The sequence below is a fragment of the Streptomyces cirratus genome (genome assembly GCF_014650775.1).
Lineage (GTDB): Bacteria > Actinomycetota > Actinomycetes > Streptomycetales > Streptomycetaceae > Streptomyces > Streptomyces cirratus.
The window spans coordinates 444,876-458,866 of record NZ_BMVP01000003.1; the positions used below are offsets into that span (position 1 = coordinate 444,876).

Consider the following 13,991-nt stretch of genomic DNA (forward strand, 5'->3'; position numbering starts at 1 on the left):
CTACGGCGGACCCCCGCCCCCCGCGCGCCGCGTACGGGCGTCACTTCCGCGGGCCGGGTGTCGTTAGGCGCACGGGGCTGACTCGGGGGGCGAAGGGATGACGGAATGCGGCAGTTTCCTCTGGAGATGCACACCTTGGCGCCCGGACGGGTGGTCGAGTGGCGCGTGCGGTCCACGGCCGCCCAGGCCACCGGCCCGGGCGGCGCGGCGGGCAGGAGGGCGTCCTTCAACCAGGACAAGCACTTCACGGTGGCCGAGGAGAGCCGGGGGGCCGACGATCCGGTGGCGTCCTGGCTCGCGGTGACGTTCGAGGTGCAGGGGCCCCTCGACGAACAGGCCCTCGCCCAGGCCCTGCTGGCGCTGGTACGGCGGCACGAGGTGCTGCGGTGCGAGTTCCGCCGCCTGGCCGGGGAGCTGGCGTGCGAGCCGCTCGCCGCGGACGAACTCGCGCTGGACGCCGTACCGGTGGGAGACTTCCGGACCACCGAACTGCTGCGCGCCTTCCTCGCCGAACGGTTCCGGCGCAGCATCGACACCCTGTCCTGGCCCCTGTTCACGATGGGCGCGGTGCTGCGAGAGGACTCCGCCACCGTCTACCTCGCCTTCGACCACATCGTCTGCGACGGCATGTCGATGCCCATCGTGGTGAACGAGGTACTGACCGCCTACGAGGCCCTGTGCCGGGGTGAGCACTCCGCCCTGCCGGCCACCGCTCCCAGCTACCTCGACTTCGCCGAGGAGCAGCGGCGCCGCTACCTCTCCATCGACGCCGGCGACGAACGGCTCGGCTACTGGAAGTCGTTCATCGCGCGCAACGGCGAGTTCTTCCCCAGGTTCCCGCTGGACCTCGGGGTGGAGCCGGACCGGATGTACCCCATCGTCAACGAGGCCTCGCCCCTGCTGGACGCCGGGGAGGCGGAGGTCTTCGACAAGTCCTGTCTGGCCGTCGACGGCAAGCCGTTCATGGGCGTGCTCGCCGCCGTCGCACTGTCCTTGCGCGAGGCCGGCGGCCCGGGCGTCTACCGGGGGTTCATGCCGGTGAGCGAGCGCGGCCGCGACGGCTGGTCCGATTCGGTCGGCTGGTTCGTGAACACCATGCCGATCGAGTTCGACGCCTCGCCCGGGCGGGATTTCGCCCAGGTCATGGCCGGGATCCGGGCGGGGTTCGGGGAGTTGCTCCGCCATATCGACGTGCCGTTCGTGCGGGCGTGGGAGCTGTTGGCGCCGCAGGAGTTCGCGGCCCGGTCCTGGCCCTACCCGGTGAACTTCTTCTCGTACATCGACATGCGCAAATGCCGGGGTGCCGAGCGGCACGAGGACTGGCGGCCCGCCTCCCACGTGTGGTCGGCGCGCGCGAACGGGGCCTGTTCGTGGTACCAGCGCGACGCGGACGGACTGCACATGAATTCGATCTACGTCGACACGCCCGCCGCCCGGCGCACCATGGGCGACTTCCAGGAGGCGCTGCGCGAGACGGTACGGGACATCGCCCGCTCGGGCGGCTTCCGGCGGCCGATCGCCCTGACCGCGCCCCGCCGGCCGCTGGACGCGCCCGTCCGGGTCTGACCGCTGCGGCTCCGGTCACGGCGTGCCGTGCGAACGCGCCCGGTTCAGCAGCAGGTCCCGTTCGCGCGCGTTGCGGGTGAGGGAGGCGGCCCGTTCGAACTCGGCGCGGGCTTCCGCCCGGCGGCCGAGCCGCTCCAGCAGGTCTCCCCGTACGCTCGGCAGCAGGTGGTAGGCGCGCAGCGCGGGCTCCGCCGCGAGGGCGTCGACCAGCGGCAGGGCCACCTCGGGGCCTTCGGCCATGCAGACGGCGACCGCCCGGTTCAGCTCGACCACCGGTGAGGGGACCAGCCGGACCAGGCGTCCGTAGAGTGCGGCGATGGTTCCCCAGTCGGTGTCCTCGTACCGGACGGCCCGGGCGTGGCAGCCGGCGATGGCCGCCTGGACGGAGTAGGGGCCGGTGCCCGCGCGGCCCAGGGCGTCGAAGCCGCGCCGGATGAGCATGCGGTTCCACTTGGCCCGGTTCTGGTCGGCGAGCAGGACCGGCTCGCCGTCGGGGCCGGTGCGGGCCGCGATCCGTGAGCCCTGGAACTCCAGCAGCGCCACCAGCCCGTGGACTTCCCCCTCCCCGGGCATCAGCGCAGCCAGCACGCGGGCGAGCCGGAGGGCGTCCTCGCACAGGGCGGGGCGGACGAGGTCGTCCCCGGCGGTGGCCGAGTAGCCCTCGTTGAAGACGAGGTAGATCACTTCCAGGACGGAGGCGAGCCGGTCCTCGCGGTCGGCTCCGTACGGGACTTCGAAGGGCACCCCGGCCTTGGCCAGCGCCCGCTTGGCACGGACGATGCGCTGGGCGACGGTGGGCTCGGAGGTGAGGAAGGCGCGGGCGATCTCCTGCGTGGTCAGGCCGCCGACCAGGCGCAGGGTGAGTGCGATCCGGGCTTCCGCGCTCAGCAGGGGGTGGCAGGCGGTGAAGACCAGGCGCAGCACGTCGTCGTCGATGTCGTCGGGGGCCGCGGGTTCCGGCGGGGGCGGTACGTCCTCCAGGGTGCGGCCGACCTCCGCGAGCTTGCGCGCGTAGGTCTCCTTGCGACGGACGAGGTCGACCGCGCGGTGCCGGGCGGTGGCCATGAGCCAGCCGGCCGGGTTGTCGGGGATCCCGGAGCGCGGCCACTGTTCGAGCGCGGCGACCAGGGCGTCCTGGGCGAGTTCCTCGGCGATGCCGACGTCCCGCACGATCCGGGCCACGCCGGCGATGATCCGCGCGGACTCGATCCTGAACACCGTTTCGACCGTCTGGGCCGGGGTCACTGCCGTCACGGCCACCCATCAGAGCAGCCGTGACGAGGCAGGGCAAACGGGGCTCGCCCGCGAGGCGCCGGCCCTGTCGCGCCGGCCGCGGGGCTCAGCCCTCGGCGATCTGCCGGAGTTCGATGCCCACCGTCCATTCCTCGGGGTGGATCTCCAGGAAGCGCTTGGTCCACTCCAGCGCCTCGGCCTTGTCCTTGGTCTGGAGGAGGGCGTAGCCGCCGACGACCTCCTTGGTCTCGGTGAAGGGGCCGTCGGTGTAGCTCAGCTTGCCCCCGGACCAGGTCACACGGGTCGCCTCGGGGGTGCGGAGCAGTCCGGCGGTGTCCAGCATCACCCCGGCCTTGGTCATCTCCTCCATCAGTGCGCCCATCCGCTGCAGGAAGCCCTCCGGGAAGGGGGTGTCCTCGGGGAGGCTCTGCTCGTCGATGCGGACGAGGGAAAGGAAGCGCGGCATGGTGACTCCTCGGTCGGTGGGCGGGGGCTTTCCCCGCCTTTCACTCCTGTGTCGATCGGGAGGCGCCGGGATCGACAGCTCCGGGGAAGTTTCTTCGGATTCTTTTCCCGGACTCCCGGGCGCTTCGCCCGAACGGCCCTTTACTACCGGCGAGTAGGATCGCGGGCGTCCCGCGTACCGCGGTCCGCCCTCCGAGAGGACACCTCCATGCCGCGCACACCCTCCTCACCTCTGCTGCTCGCCGGCCTGCTGGCGACCGCGGGAGTGGCGCATGCGGTCAGGCCCGAGCAGTTCGACAAGATCGTCCCGCGTTCCCTGCCCGGCACTGCCCGGCAGTGGACGTACGTGAGCGGCGCCGCGGAGCTCGCGCTCGCCGCCGGGCTCGCGCATCCCCGCACCCGTCGGGTGGCCGCGCTGGCCACCGCGGCGTTCTTCGTCGGCGTCTTCCCGGCCAACGTGAAGATGGCGGTCGACGCCCGCCGCGGCGCCCCCGCCGTGCGGGCCGCGACCCTGGCCCGGCTGCCGCTCCAGGTGCCGCTGGTGCTGTGGGCGCGCAAGGTCAGCCGGAGCGCGGCTGCCGGCTGACCTTCCCCCGTGTCCGATCGCCCGTCCGGTCGCGCATCCGATCGCGCCGCCCGGGCAGAAGTGCCGCACAGAGCCCCCGGTCACACGTCGGCGGACCGGGGGCTCGCCGCGCCGCCCCTGCCGCACGGCCCGGGGCGGTCAGGCGTCAGGGGCTGTCGCCCGACCAGTCCCAGCGCCGCGGGTCGTCCGCGCGGCGGCGGTAGTGGGCGCGGCCGCCCGCCCCGTAACGGCCTATCTCCGTGGGGAGGCGGGCCTCTTCGGTCAGCCGTGGCCCGCTCCAGCCGGTGACGTCGAGGAGGAGGCCGTCGAGCGGCCCGCCCACGAGTTCGCCGTAGACGTGGCCGGGGCGCGGGCCGGGGTCGGGGTCGTCGTGGTCGGCGCCGTAGACCCGGCGCCGCAGCATCCTGTCGTCCATGCGTCCAGGCTGCCAGCCACCACTGACAACGCGCCGCCGCAGCCCGGGGATGATGGGGGTACGCGGGCCGGCACACGGCCGACCGGACGGGACCCGCCGGGACACACGAGGAGCAGCACACATGGCACGTCGGGTACACCAGCCGCTGGAGGACCAGGAGTTCGATTTCATCCTGGGAATGTCCCCCGGGCCGGTTCTCGCCTACTTCACGGGCACCTGGCCCAAGGCCGTCGAGGCCTGCCGGGCCATGGACGTCCTCGTCGGCGAGCTGGCACAGGAGTACGGGACGCGGCTGACCGCCGTGCGGACCGACATGACCCGCTGCCCGGGCCCGACCAGGCGTTACGGCGTGACGGGCGCGCCCACCGTGGTCCTCGTCAAGGAAGGCGAGGCCGTGGCGGCCCAGGACGGACCGATGACGCGCGAGGAGTTCCGGGCGTTCCTCGAAGCCCACCTCTGACCCCGCCGCACGGCCGCTGGGCCCTTTGGGGGACATGCGTCCGGTCTGGCCGAAAGTGGCATAGGTGAGATAGGTGCCTGGGGCATGTAATGGAGCCGGCAAGACGGACCATCGCTCGCGAGGTGCTGCATGTCAGAAACCGTTGCCTTTCCCCAGGACCGGACCTGTCCCTACCACCCGCCGGCGGCCTATGCGCCGCTGCGGGAGACCCGGCCGCTCTCCCGCGTCACCCTTTTCGACGGCCGCTCGGTCTGGGTGGTCACCGGGCACGCCGAGGCGCGCGCCCTGCTCTCCGACGGCCGGCTCTCCTCCGACCGCCAGAACGCCGCCTTCCCCGCCACCACCAAGCGCTTCAAGGGGCTGACGGCCCGCCGGACCGCCCTGCTCGGCGTCGACGACCCCGAGCACAACACGCAGCGCCGCATGCTGATCCCGAGTTTCTCCGTCAAGCGCATCGCCGCCCTGCGGCCGCAGATCCAGCAGACCGTGGACCGGCTGATCGACGGGATGACCGCCAAGGGTGCCCCGGCGGAACTGGTCAGCGCCTTCGCCCTGCCCGTGCCCTCCATGGTGATCTGCGCCCTGCTCGGAGTCCCCTACGAGGACCACGAGTTCTTCGAGGCGAAGTCGAGGCAGCTGCTGCGCGGACCCGAACTGTCCGACGTGGAGGAGGCCCGTCACAGCCTCGACGGCTACCTGAGGGATCTGATCGGGCGCAAGCGCACCGACCCGGGCGACGGGTTGCTGGACGAGCTCATCGCGCAGCGCCTCGAAACCGGCCAGACCGATGTCGAGGAGCTGGTCGCCCTGGCCGTGATCCTGCTCATCGCGGGGCACGAGACCACGGCGAACATGATCTCGCTCGGCACCTTCACCCTGCTCCGCCACCCGGAGCAGCTGGCCGAGCTGCGCGCGGACCCGTCGCTGATGTCGGAGGCGGTGGAGGAGCTGATGCGGTTCCTGTCGATCGCCGACGGCATGCTGAGGGTGGCGACCGAGGACATCGAGATCGGCGGTGTCACGATCGGCGCCGACGACGGGGTCGTGTTCTCCACTTCCGTCATCAACCGCGACGAGTCGGTCTTCCCGGATCCCGACTCGCTGGACTGGCACCGCCCGACCCGCCATCATCTGGCGTTCGGTTTCGGCATCCACCAGTGCCTGGGCCAGAACCTGGCCCGCGCCGAGATGGAGATCGCCCTCGGCTCCCTGTTCGCCCGGCTCCCCGGGCTGCGCCTGGCGGAGGAACCGGACCGGATCCCCTTCAAACCGGGCGACACCATCCAGGGCATGATCGAACTCCCCGTGGCATGGTGAGTGGTATGCGGATCTCCATCGACCAAGGCGTCTGCATCGGCGCCGGCCAGTGCGCGTTGACCGCGCCCGACGTGTTCACCCAGGACGACGACGGCTTCAGCGAACTGCTGCCGGGGCGCGAGGACGGCAACGGCAGCCCGCTGGTGCGCGAGGCCGCCCGGGCCTGCCCGGTCGCGGCGATCTCCGTGGAAGACGCCTGACGAAACGGCGGGGGCCGCACCCGGGTGATGGTTCCCGGGTGCGGCCCCGCGCGGTCCTACGCCAGGACCGCCACGGCCTCGCGTTCGAGTTCGGCGCAGCGGTCGACGAGTACCGCGCACGCGTCGAACAGGGCCCGGCGCTCCCCCGCGTCGGCCTCCGGCGCGGCCCCGCGCGCGAGGGCGGCGAGTTGCGACCAGTGCCGGCCGGACTCCCGGAAGAGGCCGGCCGCCTCGGACCGGCCGACCAGGTCCAGGAAGTCGGCGTACAGCGGCCGGGTGGCTCCGGGCGCCGTCCACTCCTCCTCCACGGAGGCGTACAGCCGCCGGGTGGCGGCACGGTAGGCCTCGGGCGAGGCGCCGAACCGCTTCTCCCAGCCCGCGCCGGTGTCGGTGTCACGCAGGTCCGCGGAGAGCCCGGCCATGCCGGAGAAGCCGAAGTTGACGTCGAACCGGTTGCCGAGCACCGGCCCGGTCAGGTGCGCGACCGTGGCGGCGACGGCCCCGTCGACGTCCGGGTCGGCCTCGGCCGGTCCGGTCGGTACGACCAGCTGGTGGCGGCCCGTGGGGTGGGCGCTCCAGGCGGCTCCGAACTCCTCGCGGTCGATCCGGTAGGGCGCCGCGGCCCCGTCCTCGATGAAGAGGTCGTCGCCCTCGTACCCGGCGATGACGACGGTGTACGCGTCGGCGCCCGGCATGGGGACGGCCGCTTCGTGCCAAGGCAGCGAGGAGCGGTCGACGACGCAGAACACGGGCTGCCCCTCGTCGAGCGCGGCGCGGACCCGGCCCCAGCGGGGTTTGGTGCTGCGCGTGGCGTCATAGGGGACGTGCAGCCGGCCGAGGGCGACCTGTACCCACGGCTCGGGGTGGGCCTGGGCGACGATCGTGGCGATCGGCGGGCGCTCGGGGTACTCGAAGACGAAGTACATGAAGCCGATACCGCCCGCGAGCCCCGCGACCAGCGCCTCGTCGTGGGAGTTTCCCAGCGCGTGGCGGATCAGGGAGCTCTCGCGGTGGCGTCCGGTACCGAATTCTTCGTACAAGAGCACAGTCATGCGGTCAGCGTAGCCGCGCCGGAGGGGCCGGCCGCCTGCGGGACTTCCTGTACAGTTGTCCAGGAAGTCCCGTCACTCGTCCGGAGGTAGCCGTGCACACAGTCGCTCAGGTCCTGATAGGCGCCGTCGCCGCGTTGCACGCGTACTTCCTGGTGCTGGAGATGTTCCTGTGGGAGCGACCGCCGGGGCGGGCGCTGTCCGGGTTCGACGCCGACACGGCGAAGCTGACGGCGCCGCTCGCCGCCAACCAGGGGCTTTACAACGGCTTCCTCGCCGCCGGTCTGGTCTGGGCGCTGGTCATCGGCTCGCTCGCCACGCAGGTGTTCTTCCTCGTCTGCGTGATCGTCGCGGGGCTGTACGGGGCGGCGACCGCCAACCGGCGGATCCTGCTCGCGCAGGCCCTGCCGGGCGCCGCCGCCCTCGGTGCGGCGCTGCTCGCGGCATGAGCGGGGAGGACCCGCGCACGGCCCGCACGAAGGCGAGGCTGCGCGAGTGCCTGCTCGCCGAGTGCGCGGACCGGCCACTGGGCGAAGTCAGCGTCTCGGCCGTGGCACGCCGGGCGGGAGTCGGCCGCGCCACGTTCTACCTGCACTACGAGGACCTCACCGCGCTGGCCGTGGACGCCTGTGCCGATGTCGTACGGGCGGCGGTCGACGCCCTGCACGCCTGGCAGAGCGACCCGGCGGCGCTCCCTCCGGCCGATCCGCCGGCCGCCCTGGCCGGGTTCCTCTCCGGTGCGGCGGCGCAGGGGCCGCTGTACCGGACGCTGCTCCTGCCCGGCGGCCAGGGCCCCCTCGGCGAACGCCTGTACGGGGAACTGCGCGCCCGCGCCCGCGCCGAGCGTGCGGCGGTGGGCGCCCCGCACCCCGACCTGGTCGCCTCCGCCGTCGCCGCCACCTTCACCGGCGTCCTCGCGGAGTGGCTGCACGCCCGCATCCCGGCCACCGCGGCGGAGCTGGCGGACCGGCTCTGGCGACTGCTGCTCGCCCTGCACGGAGCGGGCCGCCCGTGAAGCGGCGTGGGCCCCGCCGGAGGGCTTCCGGCGGGGCCCACGGTCAGCTCGGCTCGTGAAGCGGGGTCACCGGAGGGGGACCACCTGCTCCGCCTGCGGGCCCTTGGGGCCCTGGGTCACGTCGTACTCCACCTTCGCGCCCTCCGCCAGCTCCTTGAAGCCGGTGGTCTGGATCGCGGAGAAGTGCACGAACACGTCGGGGCCGCCGTCGTCCTGCTGGATGAACCCGAACCCCTTCTCCGAGTTGAACCACTTCACGGTGCCAGTTGCCATGGGTACTGATCCTTCTCAACGTGCCTCTCGGGCCACATACGCGGCCGTCTCGATAGTGCCCAACCGCCCCTCGCGCCACACCCCAGGCGCGGCCAACCGGGGTCGTTCGAACTTCTGGCCGCCTTGTCCGTGGAAGGGGTGAGCACTGCCCGTGACGGGGCGCCGCTCGCGCCCGGGGGCTGTGGCCCCGGCTGGTAAAATGGGCGGGAAACTTGATGCGCGGGCCGCTGACGCCCGGTGCGGACGTGTACGACGAGCCGGGGCCCGTACCGAGGGGTACGGGCCCCGGCTCGTCGCCGTCCGGGGCCGTCGGCGCGCCGCGCTCGCTCTCCTCACGGAAGGTTCTGCATGAAGAACCCGTCAGCTCACGGGCGTTTCGGCGTCAAGACCGGAGCCAAGGCCGGCGGCAAGCCGGGGGCCAAGGGCCCCGGCAAGACCCCTCGGACCCTCGGGCCGCAGGGCGAGTTCGCCATGCCCAAGACCGTCACGCCCGCGCTGGCGCCGGTGGCGGCGTTCTCGGAGCTCGGTCTGCCCGTCGAGCTGGTGGAGACGATGGCGGAGCAGGGGGTGCGCGAGCCGTTCCCGATCCAGGCCGCCACACTGCCCAACTCCCTCGTCGGCCGGGACATCCTCGGCCGCGGCCGCACGGGCTCCGGCAAGACCCTCGCCTTCGGGCTCGCCGTGCTGGCCCGTACGGCAGGGCAGCAGGCGGATCCGAAGCGTCCGCTCGCCCTGGTCCTCGTACCGACCCGGGAGCTGGCGCAGCAGGTGACCGAGGCGCTGGACCCGTACGCGAAGGCCCTGAACCTGCGGATGGCGACGGTCGTCGGCGGGCTGTCGATCGGCCGGCAGTCCGGCGCCCTGCGCACCGGCGTGGAGGTCGTGGTGGCCACCCCCGGGCGCCTCAGCGACCTCGTCGGACGGCGTGACGTCCACCTGGAGCGGGTACGGATCACGGTCCTCGACGAGGCCGATCAGATGTGCGACCTGGGGTTCATGCCGCAGGTCACGGAGATCCTGGACCAGGTGCACCACGCCGGTCAGCGGATGCTGTTCTCCGCGACCTTGGACCGCAACGTGGACCAGCTGGTGCGCCGCTACCTGAAAGACCCGGTCTCGCACTCGGTGGACCCGCAGTCCGCCTCGGTGGGGACCATGGACCATCACGTGCTGCACATCCACGCGGCGGACAAGATCTCGGCCGCGACGGAGATCGCCGCGCGCGAGGGCCGGGTGCTGATGTTCCTGGACACCAAGCACGGCGTCGACCAGTTCGTGAAGCACCTGCGGGCGATGGGCGTGCGCGCGGAGGGCCTGCACAGCGGGAAGTCGCAGCCCCAGCGCACGCGGACCCTGGGGCAGTTCAAGGACGGGCTGGTCAACGTGCTGGTCGCGACGAACGTCGCGGCCCGTGGCATCCACATCGACGACCTCGACCTCGTCGTCAACGTGGACCCCCCGGCCGACAGCAAGGACTACCTGCACCGCGGCGGCCGTACCGCCCGGGCCGGCGAGTCCGGCAAGGTCGTCACGCTCGTCACCCCGAACCAGCGGCGCGACATCGTCCGGCTGATGGCCGATGCCAAGATCCGGCCCACCATCAGCCAGGTCCGCTCCGGCGAGGCGGCCCTCAGCCGGATCACCGGTGCCAAGGCCCCGTCCGGGGTTCCCCTCTCCGGCTCGGCGCCGACCGACGCCAAGGGCCGGCCGAGCGGATCCGACCTCGGTTTCCGGGGTATCGGTACGCGCCCGGGCCGGCCCGGCAAGGGCAAGGAGTCCCGCAAGACCATCGAGGCCCGGCAGGCGGCCGAAGCGCGCCGCGCGGCGCGGGTGCGCAAGGCCAACTGACACCCGCGCGGCGCGGCCGGGTTCAGCGGCGGCGGCGCCGCGCGGCCACGATCGCCCGGGTGACCAGCGGCGGGAGCAGGTCCTTGGCCAGCTTGCGCCAGGCGGCCGGGGGCTTGCGGACGGCAGCGGGGGCCTGCGGGGCGACGGGCTCCGCCTCCTCGGCCGGGTGCAGCGGCTCCGGGGGCGCGATCGGGACCACGCCTTCGTCGCCGATCCGCACGAGCGGCAGGCCCGCCACGACGTCGACGCCGTGCCACAGGTCGCTGCGGCCCTCCAGCCAGCTCAGCAGCGCCGCCTGGTGGGGCGCCGGGTCGCCCCAGGTGGCGTAGAGCTTCGAGGCCGAGACGGCGATGACCCGCAGCCCGCCCGTGACGACGGCGGCCCACACCGCCGCCGCCACACCGGGGCAGTGGGCGGAGCGGTAGTCGTCGAAGACGACGACCGCGTCAGGGGCGGCGACCAGTCGGGAGGACTCGATGTCCTGCACGACGTGCTCGTAGAGGTGCGAGGCGTCGATGTGGATGAAGCGGCAGCTCTTGGCGCGCACCCGGTCGGCCACCACGGATGTCGGGGCCTGGATGACGGTGGGCAGCGCCTCGTGGAAGGCGAGGTAGTTCACCTCGAAGCCGCGACGGGTGAGGGTGGGGTACGAGTCGCGGACCTCGCTGAGGTTCTCGTCGTCCGGCGGGGGCGAGTCGAAGAGGTCGCAGACCGTGAACTCCTCTCCGTCCCGGAGGTATCCGGCCAGGAAGATCGCGCTCTTCCCCATGAACGCGCCGAGCTCCAGGAGATCGCCCGAGGAGGCGGCGTCACTGTTCTGCCGGGTCAGGAACCAGTCGAAGAGCACCTGGTCGTACGCCGAGAACCAACCCTTGACCTCGCTGAAAGCACGCGGGGTGGGTGGAGTGGGCTCGGCCTCCGGGGTGGTGACGGGAGCCTGTGAAAGGTGCGACACGGAGAGTCATCCTCCAGCGGAATGGCATGGTCCAACGCTGATACCCGGCCAGGTGAGCCGACCTTAAGCCCCCGAACGCACGTGTGACGAGGCTTCGGTGAGAGAGCGTCCGCAATCCGTGCCATCAGAGCGCCGATACGTACCATTCATCACGTTACGCCCGGTTCGCTCCACCGCTGCCCGGACGGCCCCCGCTCAGGCCGTCATGCGTCTGCGCAGCCGCCGGGCGGCGGCGTCGCGGACCCGGTGGGTGCGGGCCGCCGCGGCGAGCACGCCGAGCGCCTCGTGCGAGGACACCGTCTGGGCGGCGGTCCGCTGACACCAGTCGGAGGCGGCGGTGAGCTCCGCCGCGGACCAGGGCTCGCCCGCGGCGATGACTTTCAGCAGGGTCCACTCGCGCAGCCGCTGGGACGGGAAGAGCCGCCCGTGGAGCACCGCCTCCATGGCCCGGGCCCAGCCGGGGAAGCGCCCGTCGGCCAGAAGTCGCACCGCGCGCCGGTCCAGGTGCGTGACGACGGCGCTCTCGGCCATCACCGGGTCCGGGTCTCGCAGGACGACGGTGACCGCCTCGGCCTCGACCGCCTCGGCGGACGCGACCGCTTCGCAGGAGGCGACCGCTTCGGCAGTCGCGGCCGCTTCGCCGGAGGCCGCCGCGAGCGCCGCGAGGTGGCGGGCGTAGCGCCACCGCTCGGGCGGCTGCTCCGGCCCGCTCCCCTGCGCCCGGCGTATCTCGTGCTCACTGCTCCCCATGCCCCCATTCCACACGACCCCCTCGGCCGCTCGCCGCCAGGGGTACGCAGGGGCGCGAGGAGGAGCGGGGTCAGGGCAGGGGGCGCCCGGGTCAGCGCTCGAAGTCCTCGTGACCGCCGTAGCCTTGTTCGTCCGCATGGCCGGGCCCGGGCAGCGGGGCGCCGGTCTCCAGCAGCGTCTTGAGACTGGAGGCGAGGAACGGCCACGTCCGCGAGCACATGCCGATGAGGGTGCCGCCGGGCTCGAACCCCTCGTGGACGACCGTCAGTCGGACGAGCGTGTCACCGACCGGCTCGATCTCGTACGTGACCTTCGTGCGCCGTTCGCGGGCCAGCTCGGCCCGCAGCTCCTCGCCGATGCCCACCGAGGCGGCCCACTGCGGCGTGAAGGTGTGCCAGGTGTAGGAGAGCCTGCGGTTCGGTACGCAGTCGAGTACCACCTGGGCCGGGTCGCTGGTGCGGGCACCGCGTTCGACCCAGTCCATCCGCGAGCCCACCGCCCAGTCGGTCTCGAAGCTCAGGCCCCAGTAGCGGCGCGTGAGGGCGGGCTCGGTCAGGGCCTGCCAGACGCGGTCGGGGTCGGCCTGGATGTAGAGGGTGTACGTGATCGCGCTGTCGCTCATGGCCCCCATGCTGCGGGACCGCGGTGCGCGGGGCCGGGATTGCGGACGGGACGACGCCGGGGCCGTCACCAGCGGGCGCCCTCGCGGGGCAGCTCGGTGGGCGGGATCCGGGGCGGGGCCGGGAGCGAGAGCTGCTGGCGGGCCGCGTGGACGGCCGCCAGCTCCTCAAGGCCGGCCGGGCCCCAGTCGCTGAGCTCGCGGACCTGTTCCGGGGTGGCCAGCAGCCGCGCGTACGCGGGGTCGCGGTGTGCGGACACCGCCGTGAGGCGGGCCGCGGTGCGGACGTGGGCGCCCTGGTCGGCGTACCGGTAGCCGAGCGGCGCGGCCCCGGTGGTGGGTTCGGCGTTCGGGGGCGGCAGGTGAGCGGCGCCCGTGGCGCGGGCGATCAGCAGCAGGACCCGGCCGTCGGGGGCGAACAGCCATCCGGAGCGGTCCCGCACGGGCAGCCCTGCGGGCACCGGGCAGGGGCGCCAGGCGCCGCGCCCGGGCGTGCGGCGGGTCCGCAGCACACCGAGCCGGTCGAGGGCGGTGGGGGCGACCGGCCGGCCGTCCTCCAGCAGCGCCGGACCGGCGCCGGCGATCCGGGCGCGCAGGGCGGACAGGGCCCGGCGGGCGTCGCCGGCGTCCATCAGGACCACCAGGTCGGCGGGCTCGGCGAAATCGATGCCGGTGATCTCCTGGGCCGGCAGGCGCACGGCCGCGATCCGGTCGGGGGTCCAGGTGCCGCCGTCGAAGACGTAGAGGATCTCGCCGGGGAAGCGCATCTCGGGCGGGAACCCGGGGGTGCCGGCGGGGATCCAGTCGACGGCGAGCCCGCGCGGGTAGTGGCCGTCGACCCCGAGTTCCTCGCGCATCTCACGGGCGGCCGCGGCGGCCGGCGCCTCGCCCGCGTCGACGGCGCCGCCGGGCAGCAGGCGGTCGGGCCGGTAGTCGACCGTCTGCACGAGCACCCGGCCGTCGGTGTCCGTGACGAGGACGACCGCCCCCGTCCAGAGCGCGGCGCGCGAGGCCCCGTACTCGGCCGGCGTCATCCAGGTACCGGCCTGCGCGGCGGCCTGCCCGGTGGCCTGGCCGGCGTCGTCGGTCAGCTGGGGCATGGGGACTCCGTTTCGCCGTTGGGGTGACCCGTCGGCGGTGCAACAGCGCCGACCGCCCTGCGGTTACGGCGCGTGTCCGGATGCGGAAGCCACTCCGCCGCTTTGCCGCGCCGATACCTCCTTATTGCCTGATTATGTCG

General features: G+C 73.2%; 17 protein-coding genes. 8 read left to right on the forward strand and 9 right to left on the reverse strand.

Going from position 1 to position 13,991, the window contains the following annotated elements:
• The first annotated feature begins 105 nt into the window (after positions 1-105).
• Positions 106-1,566: a condensation domain-containing protein gene (locus IE207_RS11695; RefSeq protein ID WP_190184016.1), complete on the forward strand. Its 1,461-nt coding sequence runs from the start codon at positions 106-108 to the stop codon at positions 1,564-1,566.
• Between the two features lie 15 nt (positions 1,567-1,581).
• On the opposite strand, the gene IE207_RS11700 is transcribed toward IE207_RS11695, so the two are convergent.
• Both IE207_RS11700 and IE207_RS11705 read right to left on the reverse strand, forming a co-directional pair.
• Positions 1,582-2,811, reverse strand: a complete 1,230-nt coding sequence (locus IE207_RS11700; RefSeq protein WP_190184233.1) for an RNA polymerase sigma factor — start codon at positions 2,809-2,811, stop codon at positions 1,582-1,584.
• A 94-nt stretch (positions 2,812-2,905) separates the two neighbouring features.
• Positions 2,906-3,265 carry a YciI family protein gene (locus IE207_RS11705; RefSeq protein WP_190184017.1) on the reverse strand — a complete coding sequence of 120 codons (360 nt, stop codon included), beginning with the start codon at positions 3,263-3,265 and terminating at the stop codon, positions 2,906-2,908.
• Between the two features lie 207 nt (positions 3,266-3,472).
• Here IE207_RS11705 and IE207_RS11710 point away from each other — a divergent pair, with 207 nt between their 5' ends.
• Entirely contained in the window at positions 3,473-3,850 is a 378-nt protein-coding gene (locus tag IE207_RS11710; protein WP_190184018.1) for a DoxX family protein, read from the forward strand.
• A gap of 145 nt (positions 3,851-3,995) precedes the next feature.
• On the opposite strand, the gene IE207_RS11715 is transcribed toward IE207_RS11710, so the two are convergent.
• Positions 3,996-4,265, reverse strand: coding sequence for a hypothetical protein (locus tag IE207_RS11715; RefSeq protein WP_190184019.1), 270 nt, complete (start codon positions 4,263-4,265; stop codon positions 3,996-3,998).
• 121 nt (positions 4,266-4,386) lie between these two features.
• Here IE207_RS11715 and IE207_RS11720 point away from each other — a divergent pair, with 121 nt between their 5' ends.
• The 3 genes from IE207_RS11720 (at position 4,387) to IE207_RS11730 (ending at position 6,242) form a co-directional block, all read left to right on the forward strand.
• Positions 4,387-4,725, forward strand: coding sequence for a thioredoxin family protein (locus tag IE207_RS11720; RefSeq protein WP_190184020.1), 339 nt, complete (start codon positions 4,387-4,389; stop codon positions 4,723-4,725).
• 129 nt (positions 4,726-4,854) lie between these two features.
• Positions 4,855-6,042 (forward strand): cytochrome P450, encoded by a 1,188-nt coding sequence (locus IE207_RS11725; protein ID WP_190184021.1) that lies wholly within the window; start codon positions 4,855-4,857, stop codon positions 6,040-6,042.
• A 5-nt stretch (positions 6,043-6,047) separates the two neighbouring features.
• Positions 6,048-6,242 carry a ferredoxin gene (locus tag IE207_RS11730; RefSeq protein WP_190184022.1) on the forward strand — a complete coding sequence of 65 codons (195 nt, stop codon included), beginning with the start codon at positions 6,048-6,050 and terminating at the stop codon, positions 6,240-6,242.
• A 56-nt stretch (positions 6,243-6,298) separates the two neighbouring features.
• On the opposite strand, the gene IE207_RS11735 is transcribed toward IE207_RS11730, so the two are convergent.
• On the reverse strand, positions 6,299-7,294 hold the full coding sequence (locus tag IE207_RS11735; protein ID WP_190184023.1) for a BtrH N-terminal domain-containing protein: 996 nt from the start codon (positions 7,292-7,294) through the stop codon (positions 6,299-6,301).
• A 92-nt stretch (positions 7,295-7,386) separates the two neighbouring features.
• Between IE207_RS11735 and IE207_RS11740 the strand changes: the two genes are divergently transcribed.
• On the forward strand, positions 7,387-7,740 hold the full coding sequence (locus IE207_RS11740) for a DUF1304 domain-containing protein (protein ID WP_190184024.1): 354 nt from the start codon (positions 7,387-7,389) through the stop codon (positions 7,738-7,740).
• Positions 7,737-8,306, forward strand: a complete 570-nt coding sequence (locus IE207_RS11745) for a TetR/AcrR family transcriptional regulator (protein WP_190184025.1) — start codon at positions 7,737-7,739, stop codon at positions 8,304-8,306. The genes IE207_RS11740 and IE207_RS11745 overlap by 4 nt, the downstream gene beginning before the upstream one ends.
• A 66-nt stretch (positions 8,307-8,372) precedes the next feature.
• Here the strand turns inward: IE207_RS11745 and IE207_RS11750 are convergent, their stop codons facing one another.
• Complete coding sequence (locus IE207_RS11750) at positions 8,373-8,579, reverse strand: cold-shock protein (RefSeq protein WP_190184026.1); 207 nt, start codon at positions 8,577-8,579, stop codon at positions 8,373-8,375.
• Positions 8,580-8,927: 348 nt separating this feature from the next.
• Here IE207_RS11750 and IE207_RS11755 point away from each other — a divergent pair, with 348 nt between their 5' ends.
• Positions 8,928-10,427: a DEAD/DEAH box helicase gene (locus IE207_RS11755; RefSeq protein WP_190184027.1), complete on the forward strand. Its 1,500-nt coding sequence runs from the start codon at positions 8,928-8,930 to the stop codon at positions 10,425-10,427.
• A gap of 22 nt (positions 10,428-10,449) precedes the next feature.
• Here IE207_RS11755 and IE207_RS11760 read toward each other — a convergent pair whose 3' ends face one another.
• From IE207_RS11760 to IE207_RS11775, 4 genes are all read right to left on the reverse strand, one after another.
• Positions 10,450-11,382: a class I SAM-dependent methyltransferase gene (locus tag IE207_RS11760; protein WP_190184028.1), complete on the reverse strand. Its 933-nt coding sequence runs from the start codon at positions 11,380-11,382 to the stop codon at positions 10,450-10,452.
• Positions 11,383-11,577: 195 nt separating this feature from the next.
• A complete protein-coding gene (locus tag IE207_RS11765; protein ID WP_190184029.1) occupies positions 11,578-12,132 on the reverse strand; it encodes a hypothetical protein in 555 nt (184 codons plus the stop codon).
• A 91-nt stretch (positions 12,133-12,223) separates the two neighbouring features.
• Positions 12,224-12,754, reverse strand: coding sequence for an SRPBCC family protein (locus IE207_RS11770; protein WP_190184030.1), 531 nt, complete (start codon positions 12,752-12,754; stop codon positions 12,224-12,226).
• A 65-nt stretch (positions 12,755-12,819) separates the two neighbouring features.
• Positions 12,820-13,851, reverse strand: a complete 1,032-nt coding sequence (locus IE207_RS11775; RefSeq protein WP_190184031.1) for an NUDIX domain-containing protein — start codon at positions 13,849-13,851, stop codon at positions 12,820-12,822.
• Positions 13,852-13,991 lie beyond the last annotated feature (140 nt).